11 protein-coding genes are annotated in these 13,282 nt (G+C 44.3%); 6 read left to right on the forward strand and 5 right to left on the reverse strand.

The window, feature by feature from the left end; genetic code table 11:
• Positions 1-48: 48 nt before the first annotated feature.
• From Vsou_RS01730 to Vsou_RS01740, 3 genes are all read right to left on the reverse strand, one after another.
• Positions 49-2,082, reverse strand: a complete 2,034-nt coding sequence (locus Vsou_RS01730) for a (Fe-S)-binding protein (RefSeq protein ID WP_188604015.1) — start codon at positions 2,080-2,082, stop codon at positions 49-51.
• Positions 2,083-2,264: 182 nt separating this feature from the next.
• Positions 2,265-3,188 carry an electron transfer flavoprotein subunit alpha/FixB family protein gene (locus tag Vsou_RS01735; protein ID WP_188604014.1) on the reverse strand — a complete coding sequence of 308 codons (924 nt, stop codon included), beginning with the start codon at positions 3,186-3,188 and terminating at the stop codon, positions 2,265-2,267.
• Positions 3,188-3,982, reverse strand: a complete 795-nt coding sequence (locus Vsou_RS01740; RefSeq protein ID WP_188604013.1) for an electron transfer flavoprotein subunit beta/FixA family protein — start codon at positions 3,980-3,982, stop codon at positions 3,188-3,190. Before Vsou_RS01740 ends, Vsou_RS01735 begins: the two co-directional genes overlap by 1 nt.
• Positions 3,983-4,111: 129 nt before the next feature.
• On the opposite strand from Vsou_RS01740, the gene pheS reads away from it, so the two are divergent.
• From pheS to Vsou_RS01760, 4 genes are all read left to right on the forward strand, one after another.
• Positions 4,112-5,683, forward strand: coding sequence for a phenylalanine--tRNA ligase subunit alpha (gene pheS / locus Vsou_RS01745; protein WP_188604012.1), 1,572 nt, complete (start codon positions 4,112-4,114; stop codon positions 5,681-5,683).
• Between the two features lie 41 nt (positions 5,684-5,724).
• Positions 5,725-6,630 carry a hypothetical protein gene (locus Vsou_RS01750; protein WP_188604011.1) on the forward strand — a complete coding sequence of 302 codons (906 nt, stop codon included), beginning with the start codon at positions 5,725-5,727 and terminating at the stop codon, positions 6,628-6,630.
• A gap of 243 nt (positions 6,631-6,873) precedes the next feature.
• Entirely contained in the window at positions 6,874-8,037 is a 1,164-nt protein-coding gene (locus Vsou_RS01755) for a thiolase domain-containing protein (RefSeq protein ID WP_188604010.1), read from the forward strand.
• 6 nt (positions 8,038-8,043) lie between these two features.
• On the forward strand, positions 8,044-8,520 hold the full coding sequence (locus Vsou_RS01760) for a Zn-ribbon domain-containing OB-fold protein (protein ID WP_054844130.1): 477 nt from the start codon (positions 8,044-8,046) through the stop codon (positions 8,518-8,520).
• Here the strand turns inward: Vsou_RS01760 and Vsou_RS01765 are convergent, their stop codons facing one another.
• Positions 8,521-9,294: a hypothetical protein gene (locus Vsou_RS01765; RefSeq protein ID WP_188604009.1), complete on the reverse strand. Its 774-nt coding sequence runs from the start codon at positions 9,292-9,294 to the stop codon at positions 8,521-8,523.
• 355 nt (positions 9,295-9,649) lie between these two features.
• On the opposite strand from Vsou_RS01765, the gene Vsou_RS01770 reads away from it, so the two are divergent.
• Positions 9,650-9,919: a hypothetical protein gene (locus Vsou_RS01770; RefSeq protein ID WP_188604008.1), complete on the forward strand. Its 270-nt coding sequence runs from the start codon at positions 9,650-9,652 to the stop codon at positions 9,917-9,919.
• 394 nt (positions 9,920-10,313) lie between these two features.
• Here Vsou_RS01770 and Vsou_RS01775 read toward each other — a convergent pair whose 3' ends face one another.
• On the reverse strand, positions 10,314-11,900 hold the full coding sequence (locus Vsou_RS01775; protein ID WP_188604007.1) for a hypothetical protein: 1,587 nt from the start codon (positions 11,898-11,900) through the stop codon (positions 10,314-10,316).
• A 270-nt stretch (positions 11,901-12,170) separates the two neighbouring features.
• Here Vsou_RS01775 and Vsou_RS01780 point away from each other — a divergent pair, with 270 nt between their 5' ends.
• Entirely contained in the window at positions 12,171-13,172 is a 1,002-nt protein-coding gene (locus Vsou_RS01780; RefSeq protein ID WP_188604006.1) for a hypothetical protein, read from the forward strand.
• The last annotated feature ends 110 nt before the right edge of the window (positions 13,173-13,282 follow it).

Genomic DNA, 13,282 nt, shown 5'->3' on the forward strand with positions numbered 1-13,282 from the left:
TTAAGGAATGAGGTTTTAGGGTTAAATAATTTTTACATTAATTAAGAATTATTGGGTCGCCTTGGTTTCCTGGGATTTAATGAGTGATAACTTCACGATCTCCGATATATCCAGTACCTTTACCTTATCCTCCGCACCCTTGATCCTGGCCGCATCAGTGAGCATTGCATTGCAGAATGGACATAGCGTGACTATTGTTTGGGCGCCAGTCTCCATTAACTGCTCAAGCCTTATGTGACTAATCCTCTTTTTCTCGGGCACGTCATACCAGTAATTGGCACCACCAGCTCCGCAACAGAAGGTTTGCGTACCGTGGTACTTCGTCTCCTTTAACTCACCAAGCTTCACGACAATGTTTCTCTGGGGATCAACAACGCCATTGTGTCTGGCTAGGTAACATGGATCATGTATAGTAAAGATAGTATTATCCTTATTTATTCTTATCTTACCCTCATTAATTAACTGCTCCAGGAACTCTGAATGATGCATTACCTTTATGTTATTCATCCAAGGATCCACCTTCGAGTATTCATTCTTGAAGGTGTTATAGCCGTGCGGGCAGATCGTTATTATTTTCTTCACGTTATACTTCCTGAACAGCTCAATATTACTAAGTGCTAGTTCCTGGAACCTGCTCTCTTCACCGAGCCTCCTTGCTGGGTCACCGCAGCAAGTCTCCTCATCACCAAGTACGGCTATCTTGTCCAGGAGACCCGCCTCTCTCAATATCTCAATCAAGGATTTTATTATATCCCTAGACCTATTGTCAAAGCTACCCATGCAGCCAACCCAGAGCAGGTACTCAAAGTCTGGGTTCTCCTGGACAGTCTTGACGCCCAGTTCCTTCAACCAATCATGCCTACCGTAATTAGACATGCCCATTGAATTATTGTACTGGGATAGGTTGAGCAATAGGCTTGACTTCTTTTGGTCTATCCTCATGTTAACCATGACCAAGTACCTCCTCATGTCAAGTATGTAGTCGACATGCCTTATGTAGACGGGGCACGTATTCATGCATGCGCCGCATGTTGTGCATGCCCATAATTCGTCATCAGCAATGGAGCCATCAATTAACTTGTTCTCATTATTATTATAAAGCCCGTGCTTTATCTTCGTCACTATCATCATGGGTGATAGGGGTCTACCCGCGGCATATGCGGGGCAAGCGTCTTGGCACCTAAAGCAGTTCGTGCATGCCATAGCCTCTAGTTTGCTTAACTTCGGTATTTCCCCTACATCTGAGAAACCCACCTTTAGTTCAGTCGCGGAATCTGCTGTTAATTCCTTCAGATCAAAGGGTTTGTTCAACTCGCCGAGGGGCCTGCCGTAATTAATTATGTAATTGTAAAGCCCTAGTAGTGAGTGGAAGATTGCCGTGAGTGGTATTATTGCTATTAATAGCAGTGCCAGTGGGAAATGCGTGTAGTAAATCGCCACGTACAGAGCACTTGATGAACTAATTGGCGATAGTATTAGGGCGTTCGGCATGAACATCCAATAACTCCAAAGATCCATGTGAATGAACCTATAGCTCTCGATTATAGCCCCGCTCACGGCTAGGTACATGAAGCCAGCAAGAAATAATATGTTTGCGTAGTACTCACTCTTTGTGTATAGTTCCTTCCTGCCTAGAACCCTGTATATACCTAGGGCAGAGCCTATGAAGAGGACCCAGGCAGTTATGTCCATTACTAGGCTATAGCCCAGGAAGAAGTACCCGCAAAAGATCTCTTTACCGGTAAATATACCTATGTATTGATTGGCGGCCACTATTAATGTGCCTATTAATGATAATAATAATGCATATAGTATCATTAAATGAGCTATTGCTCCAGTACCTTCGTACTTCGTGAAACGCCTGTGAGTAGCGAGATCCCAGAGAAACGGTATCCATGCCCTATAGCCCTTTAGCAGTATTAATATGAATTCCCAAAGTCCAATGCCATACTTATTCAACCTTATCTTAAGAAAATAGAAAAACAATATAACGGATAATGCTGCTAGGCCATATACGGAAACCATAGATGGTAATCTAGGTAGACCAAAATACTCTGCATAACACACATAGGATAAGTCCATCGAGTTGAACAAGCCATGATCTTTTAAAGCATTATTTTATTTTACTTTATATATTTTGTCTTTCCAATTAATATTAATAATTATAGAATATTTCCCATTGATATTTAATAATATAATGCATAAAATATAATGAGGTAATTAATTATTAAAAATACTATTCCTAGAATTTAATTCCCCGTCATTTATTTCTTAAGTATCTCACGAAGCTTCTTCGTTAGCGCCGGTACGAATTTATATAGGTCCTCAACAACACCATAATCACAGTTCTTGAAGAATGGTGCATTGGGATCACTATTTATCACGACCACGGTCTTAGCCTCCATCATCCCGGCTAAGTGCTGTGGTTGCCCACTTATGCCTATTGCCATGTAGAGTTTTGGTCTTACCTTATGTCCGCTGAGTCCAACCCAATGATCTTCACTAAGCCACTTCAAATCCGCGGCTATTGGCCTTGAGCAACCAACCTCGGCCCCAAGAACCTCGGCTAACTCAAAGGCCAGCTTAAGATCCTCCTGTTTCTTGAAACCCCTACCCACCGAAACAATTAGTTCAGCGTCCTCGATCCTAACCTTACCCTTAGGCTTTTCCTCCGTAGAGACAACCTTAACACCTGTAACAACCTTGGGTTGCAGAGACTCCGTAGACACTGTGGTGGCCTTCTCACTGGGCTTGAAACGTGCTGGTGGTGCAATTAGGAATACCTTATCGCTTACCTTAACGGTAACCTGCGCCCTATTTCCAACACCATTATAAGTAACTTCAAATGCACTATCGCTTTGCTTCAGGTCTAATACATCAACAATTACTGGGGCCAATAATTTCTGCGCTGATATTGGTATTGCGGTCTTGAAGAATTTACTTGCCGGGGCTATCACCACTGAGTAATTATTGGAGTTAATGACACCAATAAGAGTCTCGGCGAATGAGGTCTCATCAACCTGCGCGGTGAGTAAGTATGCCTTGGTAACACCGTACTTACCCAACTGCGATGTATCACCAGTACCAAGCACTAGGTAGTGGATTTCTGGATTACCTACCTTCTGCGCCAGTCCTATTAATCCAGTGTCATTGATCGAACCTATTACGAGTACCTTGGTCATGTTCATCACCTCGGCGTTATAAGTCCTTCTTGAATAAGAGCCTGTGTTAATTTATCCACCTTCTCATCGACAGTCCCATCCTTAATTATCACGCCTTTTCTCTTGACCTGTATTGGCGCTATATTCACGATCTCGGCCAGTGACTTCATGGAAATACCGAGATCAGCAAGGCTCAACTTGTTTATGGGTTTCTTCATGGCTGCCCTTATTTGGAGTAGCGGCGGTATCCTAGGCACGTTTATCTCCCTAGTGACAGTGACCAGGGCTGGTAATTGGGCCTCCACGGTTTGTATTGCGTCCTCCAGGTCACGCTTAGCGGTCACCTTATTGCCTTCAACCCTCAATTCCCTAACAAAGGAAATAACAGGAATACCCAACTCAGCAGCTACTCTAGACCCGACCTGGCTTGTGTAGCCATCAATCGTGGCCTCACCGGCAATTATTAAGTCATAATTACCCAACTTCTTCACAGTAGCAGCTATAGCCTTTGCTGTTAATAATTGATCACTATTGACTAGGGCATTGTCCACTATTAGGTAAGCCTCATCAGCGCCCATGGCCAGTGCCTCCCTCAATAAGCTCTCCGCCTCTTGTTGCCTCTTTGGTAATGGGCCGTACTTAAGCACGGCGATTACACGGGCTCTGCCACCAACCTTCTCCTTGATCCTAACCGCCTCCTCGACTGCGCTCCTGTCGATATCGCTGATCTTGAGCGGCGTGGCGTCGATGTCAACCTTCGACTCATTCATCCTTAGTTGCCCCGTATCGAGAGCCAGTTTTACAAGGGCTAATACCTCCATTGACTGGAGGCACTAACGCACGCTTTTTAGTATTACCTATTATTTAAGCTATATATTTGACTTTAGTAAGTCGTATATGGTCATGAGTAATCCTTATAAGGAATGATATTCGCTGATCAATGTACATGAATGAATGGGAATAGGGAGTTAATACTACCGCCGCAGGAATTCGACTTACTAAAGGTACTAAGAGATGTCAATGCGCCAATGAAGGTAGAGGAGGTGGCATCCAGATTGGGCACAGACGTGAACTCACTCATGAGAAGCATAGCAGAGTTAGAGAACCTGGGTTTAATACTAACGAATAAGAGTACGAGAAGAATTATAGAATTGACAGAGGAAGGTAGGAAATATGTTGAGACTGGGCTTCCCGAGGTTAGGCTCGTAAAGGTACTACTAAGTTGTAAATGTAAACCGGGCATTAATGACATGCCCAACATAGCTAGGGAACACGGCATCTCATTATCGCTCAACGAAATTAACTACGCATTATCATCACTAACCAAAATGGGCATTATCAGGGTTAGTAAGGGCATTATTGAATTGACCGCCGACAAAAACAAACTCACAGACATAAATAATAGGCAAGAGACGTTAAGCATTATCGGTAATGGGATCTTCGAAGACGAAGTGCCTGACAACGTAAGGCCTGTGGTACAGGAGTTCATGAGGAGGGGCATAGTCAAGGCTAAAGAGAGGAGCATTATCGAGTTAGTTATTACCGACAAAGCCCGCGAATTGTTAAGCAAGGGCTTAGTGAAGTCTGGTACCGTGATCACCGCATTAACCCCTGAACTCATAACAAGCGGTAATTGGAGAAACTTTATCATAAAGAAATTCGACCTATCAATACCACCACCCCAGGCACCCATTGCGACCAAGCACTTCTTCGCGGAATTCATTAAATTCGTTAAGGAAGTCTTTGTATCACTGGGTTTTGAGGAGGTTTATGGACCGCACATAGAGCTTGAGTTTTGGAACTTCGATGCATTGTTTCAAGCCCAGGATCATCCGGCTAGGGAAATACACGATACGTACTTCCTCAAATACCCAAGCACTGGTAAATTACTCGACAATGACTTAGTTAGTAGGGTTGCGCATACTCATGAGGATGGTTGGATAACGGGTTCGAGAGGCTGGGGCTATAAGTGGGACCCAGGTAGAGCAGTTAGGCTTGTGCTGAGGACGCAGACCACCTCGGTCTCCGTAAGGACCCTCCACGATCGTGGCGATGGTGAATATAGAGCATTCACCATAGATAGGGTATTTAGGCCCGAGATCCTTGATCCCAAGCACTCAATGGAATTCAACCAAGCCGATGGGATCGTCGTGGGCGAAAAACTAAGCTTCAAGCACCTACTCGGTGTCCTTGAGGCATTGGCTAGGGGCATGGGCATGAAAAAGGTGATGTTTAAACCAGCCTACTTCCCATTCACGAGCCCCTCTGCAGAGGGCTATGCATATCATGAGAAGCTTGGGTGGATTGAATTCGTTGGTTCAGGGATATTCAGACCAGAGGTGGTCATGCCCCTCGGAATTAGGAGGAGTAGGGTTCTGGCGTTCGGTATGGGGCTTGATAGGATCGCGATGATACTCATGAACATTGAGGACATTAGGGACTTATTCTCCAGGGACTTGAATGCAATAAAGACTTACTGGTCTAATTACTCAAGGTTTGTTAATAACCTAACAAACCGTTGAAGTTAGTTAAGATTATAAATAAAGACCTTAATCTCTGTCCTGTGTCAGGTAGTGAGGAGCACACCATTAGGTTATATCACCTATTGTTACCATTAACGTCGCCAATAATAGCCATATTACTCATAATGACCTTAGCAAGCATTGGTGAGACGCAGGTACCTGCAGGGCCGCCATTCCAGTCAACGAATACCTCAAGCGCCGGGTTGTATAATGTCATTGTGATAATAATAATAATGCTTGCCGCCACGTATTTAATATATAGATTAATAAAAAGGGGGTTCATAAGGACCTTTGAGACAGTAAAGAATGTGCTACTGGCTATAGTGGTAATTAGCTCCACGTTTTTCTACGTTACGACGTATGTTTATGGGTATGAAATAAAGCCATTGATTAATTACCCATTATCGACGATAGTGGTTACGGCAGTAATCAGTGCATTGATCATGTACGCAGCAATTAGGGCCAGAAACACAGTGATCAGGGCATTGGCAATAGGCTCCTATAGTTCCATGGCCGGGGTCATATTCACAATAGCCCTACCAGCATGGACATTAGTACTACTACTTATTGCGCTACCGCTTTACGACATAGTAATGGTATACAGGGGGCTACTTGGCAGGTTAGTCACGGAGCTCTCTAAGTACGGCGAAGGCAAATATCCAATACTAAGGGGCTTAATACTTGATATGAATGGAATAGGAATTGGGGTCGGTGACCTGGTACTCTACTCAACATTGGTCTCACTGACAATGATTCAATACTACATGCACAATTTCCCAGTTATCCAAAGCGCGGCGGCGGCATTAGGGTCACTGATCGGCATATTGATAGGTCTCTACATAACATTTAGGTACATCCTACCAATCAAGAAATACGCACCAGCACTGCCAATACCCCTACTGCTCGGTTCAATCCCACTGATCTACTTGGTGACAACGCTAATATGAGACTACAATTGAATGGTTCCGGACTTCCTAAGCACTTCACGTTCCCTCTGCGTAGGGTACTTATTGAGTATTTTTATCCAGGGGTTACTACTTAACTCCACGAATGGGAAGTCCACGTTTTTCACCGCGTGGGATTAATTAAAATAATAATCGAGTAAAATAAGCAAATATTATATAGTGTCTATAACAGTAAATATTGACTTCAAGAAGCAATCTTATTAGAATCCTCTGGTGAGGTGATATGTGCGTAGAGTGGGTATTATCGGCGTTGGTCAATCCCTTTTTGGTGTTAGGAATGATGTCACGATACAGGAGCTTGCCTGGGAGGCCGTTAGGGAGGCTCTTGAGAATGCTGGATTAGCTCAAAGGGATATCGAGATATCGATAGTCGGTAGTGCAGGCACCAGGGCATACGAGTTATACCCAGCGGTACCAGTTAATGAGTATAGTGGTTTTAGTGAGAAGGGCCCCATGAGGGTTGAGGCCGCCTGCGCCACGGGTAGCGCTGCATTGGCCGTGGCCTATAATATGGTTGCCTCGGGCTTTGTAAACATAGCCCTAGCCGTAGGTGTGGAGAAGATGAATGAAGTCGATACAGCAACATCACTTGCGGTGGGTGGCAGGGGCGGTAATTACCTGTGGGAATATCACTTCTACGGGACCACATTCCCAGCATACTATGCCCTATACGCCACATCCCACATGGCTAGGTTCAGGACAACCGAGGAACAACTAGCCCTGGTCAGGGTTAAGAACCAGAAGTACGCCGCGAGGAATCCCAAGGCCCAATTCCAGTTTGAGATAACAGTGGACGAAGTTCTTAAGTCGAGACCTATAACATGGCCCCTTAAACTGTATGACTGCTCGGCAATAACTGATGGTGCAGCGGCCGTAATAGTGGCTGGTGAGGATGTGATTAGGAAATTGCACGTTGATACTCCCGTGTGGATTGAGGCCATTGGTTATGCATCCGATACTTCGAACATAACCAGGCGTGAGGACTACGTAAGCCTAAAGGCCACAAAAATAGCCGCGCAAATGGCGTATAAAAAGGCAGGAATCGAGCCGAAGGATGTGGAGGTTGCTGAGGTTCATGACTGCTTCACAATAGCGGAGATAATGGCCTACGAAGACCTGGGCTTCGCCGAGAAGGGTAAAGGCGGTAAATTCATTGAGGAGGGACAGAGCGACATAGGCGGTAAAGTAGCCATTAACCTAAGTGGTGGGCTCCTCGGGAAAGGCCACCCGCTGGGCGCCACGGGGCTCGCAATGATTTATGAACTTGTTAAGCAGTTGAGAGAGGAGAGGGAGCGTGGTAGACAGGCGCCTTTGAAGAGGTATATTGCACTGGCTCATAATATTGGTGGTACTGGTCATTATGGTTATGTGACGGTACTGAGGAGGTGATGAGGAATGGCAGAGAGGAAACCCAGTAGGAAGACTGTTAAGGTTGAGGGACCAACCATAGACTCAGTGCCAATTATTTACAGGCACAAAATACCCATTGGTAAGACGGTTAAGTATTGGGAGGGCCTTAGGGAGGGCAGGATATACGCAGTAAAGTGCAAGTCCTGCGGCGCCGTTTATTACCCACCACAGGCCGACTGCCCATACTGTGGCTCAAGTGATGTTGAGTGGGTTGAGCTGCCCAGGGAGGGTGTTCTCGAGACCTTCACCAGAGTTTACACCAGGCCCCAGGGCTTTGAGGACTTTGAGCCATACATAATTGCGATTGCCAGGGTGGGTGATGTTAGGGTCATGGGTTGGTTGGTAAATGTTAAGGATGAGAGGTGTGTTAATGTTGGTGATTCCGTAGTGCTCAGTACTACGTATATCGAGAAACACGGCAAGTATATAATAACATTTCAATTAAGGGATAAACAGTGCTGATCACGTGCTTATTGGCAGCCTCAAAATGGCATCAACGACTTGCCTAACTACGCAGTCCTCATCTATTACCCTAAAGTAGGTGTTTCTGGAGCCAATGGGTCCTGGGGCCACTATGGGCTCCACGCAGTTATTTAGGTTGTTAATTAGTGATGCCTTTATGTCGAAGTTCCTAATTAATTGTTTAAGGCAGTTGTTTAGGTTGTCCATTCTGAGGATTTTTTGATTGTTTGTTATCGCTATGGATTTCCTAATGCATTCACTAACTGATGCTGTGTACCTTATGTTCACCTTATTATTCGTTACCTCAATTACCTCAAGATCAATTGCCAATCCAATCAACGCCTTGTATGCGACATCATTGAGCCAGGCAGTTGGTGATAATTCCCTGATTCTCCTATTTGCCAATTCATGGAGTTCAGTCACTCCCACTGGCTCGTGCTCGCTTATTAGATCAATCAGTAACCTGTAGTGGGGTAATTCCCTGTAGAGTACTAGGTGGAGTAGCATCTTTGCCAGTGTCAGGTCCTCATTCAATGCCTTGAATACTGCATTTCCCACTTCCGTTAATCTAACACCGCATTTCTCATCAACCTCTATCAATCCGATCCTCTGAAAAAACCTGGTTATGTCGCCCTTTCCCTTGCCAATATCTAGTCTCTTTTCCTTGATCACTGAGCAGTTGATTCCTGGGTTTTCGCCAACGAGAAGTATGTAATTTATGAGTTTCTCAAGACCAATCCTTGGGATTGGGATGCTTCTTTGTATGCTAAGCATTGGTGATTAGTTATTATGCATGATTTATTTACAGTGAGCCTGTAAAATAACGCTAATATCAGTAACAATACTAAATTAAAAACCAGTTTGTACAACCCAGTTACCCTGGTACTTAAGGTCTCGCCCTTTAGGCGGATCTTCCTTATTAGGACGGGAAGTAGGCCGGTTCAATGTACGTGACGGTAATAATGGGGCTAACCTGCCTGTTAGTCATAAATACCCACAAGGACTATGACGCCAACATTTTGGCAGTCTCCCCTGTGACTGAGCCTTTTATACCTGATTGTTAACTAGCCAGTAAATAACTAAGACACGCCTCAAGTAAACCCTCCTCAGTTTAGGATCCACGGAGATGGTGACGGGACTGAATTTAAGGGCGCCGTACGTAAATAATATATTCAACGGCAATGCATTGACAATAAGCCTTGAGGTTGCATGTGGGTTGTTGCTTGACTTGGTCAACGAAGCTTATGATTACTTACTAATCGACTTGGCTGGCATAACTTACGGACTTAAGGCCTCAGTGGCGTTCTTAATTAATGTTAGGTTGGTTATCAATTACGGTTACCTGAAACCAAGCGTTATTTTTGTAGTTAATTACTCAAGGGCACAAGGCTGTGGCTGAGTCGAGGATCAGGTAGCTTGGGGTTCGGGCCTGGATTGCATGCCTGCTGAAGATGGGTCGGCTTAACCTCAAGAATTAGAGTAAGCTCGAGGTCTCGGCGCATTTCATGGGTCTTGATCCAAGGAGTAAGTCATAGGCAGAACGATTAAGCACCTCATTTATGTACGTTATTTTGCCGTCATTGGTTATTGACCCCGTGACTTACGCACTTTTATACCTAAGGCGATCTTGCCGTAGTTCACAATACTTACGTGTATTAAGTGCTGATTAAAGTGAGCGTTAAGAATGACGCGCACGGCGACAATTCTAGGCAGGCTCATGGACATTATAAAGGGTGTTGTTAATCGAAAATAAACTTAACCCATTTTTAAACTCACACACCATCAATACCGTATTAGCCAGGGCATGTGGGTGAGGGTAGGTCGAACACGTAAGCACTTGAGGATGGATATACTGTTTGTTGTAGACTTACGGTGTAGGTGGCGCTTGGGTTATACTGGAGGACGAAGTAAAACTCACTGCCGAAATCCTCAACTGTGTAACCACTAACTAACGGGTAGCAGATGGTGCCTCCGCCATAGAATACCGGCGACGCCGCCGTACTTACCGTGTTTGTGTTTATGTACCATACACCCTGCCAATTAATTACGCCGAAGCCCACTGGGTAGTTATAACCAGCCTGTGTCGAGATTGGTGAGCAGAAGAAATTCTGGTTCTCAACGCCTATAGACCAAACGAGGTTCGTGGTCCCGCCAGGTCCCGGCCCTATGGCACTTAACGACGCGGTCAGTGAGTACACCGGGTTGGATGGGTCGGATGCCAACGCTACATCGTATATGAATTCAAAGATCTCCTGGGCTATCTCCATTGATAGTTCGAGCACTGAAGCGGATGGTGGGAACCAACTGCAACTGGTGCTGTCTGGCTCAGCATCAGTCGTCGTCCACGTCATGTACGAATTATAGCCGTTCTTCTGGTCTATGTAGTACGCAGTCGTCATGTTAATACCAACCACATAACCAACCCAATTACCGCCGCTGGTATTGGCATATAGATTATTGAAGCCCAGGTAGTCAACGCCGATTGTTGATGCATACGGCTGGTAAGAACCAGTTATGCAGTAATCGTACTCATAAACATTACCGGTGTCAGAACCTGCAATATTCGTGAGCCCCGTCCCAAAGAGCCAATCATTAGAGCCTAAATAATGTTGCATTGCATTACATTCATCTTGGTCGTAATATGTTTGGTCTAGACTCAATGAATATGACTTACTGATTAGCCCCTTATTAGTTAATAACCAATCATGTATTAAGCTATTTAATGACACGGTATACTCACCGCGTACCTGTACCGGGTTTATCACTAGGTAGTTTCTTCCTCCAAAGGCTATTATGTATGTTGTGGTGTTTACGGCCATGACTGGGTAACCAATAACCGTACTGTGGTAGTGGTTGCCCCATGCTACGGCTATTGCATCCTCAAGCGGTAGGACCCTCCCTGGGCTTGCCGTGTAAAGGATTATTAAATCTCCCTTACCAATTACATTCTCCAACTGTCTCGCCAATTGGCTTAGGGATATACGCATTGTCTTGTTGATGTAATCCCAATCAATGATAATAATCGAATCATTAGGCACTGAGGACAATTCACCGAGGGTTATGGGCTTAACCATCGACTGAGGCGCACCAGCACTAATTAACCCATTAATGAACTGGTTGGACCCAACCACATAGGCAGTGGCAGGTAGGGTAAGAGGCTGAGGCTTGATCTGTGTATGCGGTAAACTAATGGCTCCCCGTCTCATTAATTCGAATTTGTAGGTGGTACTTAGTATAGTCTTTACTGCGCCCTTAATGCCATTGATCATTGGCGATATAACCGAGGGCTTCAGGAGCGCCGCAATAAGTAATGTATCTGCGACGGCGAGGATTATTACCGCAGTAACAAGCAAGAGCCTTGATTTAGAGGCCATACCCATCAACTAAGAATCTACTTGCAGGTTTTTAACTTCGGGTGTTCACAAAAAGTGATTCGAGTGGGGTTGAGTGGTGGGTGTGAGTCCTGAGTATCAACTCCAATGGTGGTTGTGTGTTGCGGTTTTTCGTGGTTTTCCATTTTGATTTTGAGAAGCTTATATAAGCTAGTTTGGTTATTTGGAATTGATTAGTTTGGGTAATGAGCCCGAGGTAAATATGATGTTAGTGGGTTCATAAATTACATTAATGCCCAAATTAATTATATTGAGAAATTGCTATGGGATGGCATATGGACTTATGAGGTTAAGGAATTACTGAGAAAAATATTGGAAGGCAATGCTGAGGTTATTATTCGACTTGGTGGAATCGTTGTGTATGGGAGTCATATAATACTCCTTGTAGACATGTTGAGAAGAGGCACATTGGTTCATTTATTGATTAGAGATCTTGAGGGCACATCCATTGAGGTGCCTAACCTGGTAGAAATTAACGAAGTAATTAAGACAATACGGTATGGGTTGTTCATAGCCGATGGGTATATACAAGAGTCTAGGGTAACTATAGGTACGTCTCAGACATGGCAGAACATTTTAGTAGCATTTTTGTTTCCAGGAAAAATACATAGTAACATCATCGGTATTGATGTAAATAAGAAAGATGTTAAATTGATGTGGTTTTTAAGGACGGATTATACACCAGGTGATTTACTATTCGAGATTAATAATAATACGGTGATTGCGGCTTTATTCGGGGCTATACTTGGCGATGGTAGCGTAACAATCAGAAACGTTTACAACTATAAGGAACCTGTTATCGATTTAACGAATAAGGATTTTAACGATGTAAGATGGAGATTGTTGCTGAGTGAGTTAGTCAAGGGGCGCACATATCCTATGCACCTAATGTTCTTAGGTAGCAAAGCTATAGACATGGCGAGACGTATTGTTAATGTAATGCCACCTACGCTGAAAGAGCTAATGGATGCACTTAATGTTAGTAAATGGGTTACGTTAAGAGAGATGGCGAATATGGAACTTAAGTGGCGAAGGGGTAAGTGGGTAGTTAATGTGTTGAACTATAAGTTTTCCGTTGCTACCAATCCATTAATGCTGTACCACTATGTTAAGAGTGAGGATGAAGCACAGGTTATTATCAACATATTAAAGGAGAATGGTATTGAAGCACACAGAAAAAAGAGCGGTCAGTACATAATGGTTGTGATACCAGCAAGGTCTTTAAATAATAACGACAATATCAAGATACAAACAATATAAGGCACTATGCGGAAACTTGCAGAGGCGAAGGACGAAAAGAAGCAAGAAATTATTGAAGCCCTGAAACATCTTACGTTCACAAAGGGGGCGGCCGCGGTGAATCCAGCCCT

This window comes from Vulcanisaeta souniana JCM 11219, from assembly GCF_026000775.1.
Taxonomy (GTDB): Archaea; Thermoproteota; Thermoprotei; order Thermoproteales; family Thermocladiaceae; genus Vulcanisaeta; species Vulcanisaeta souniana.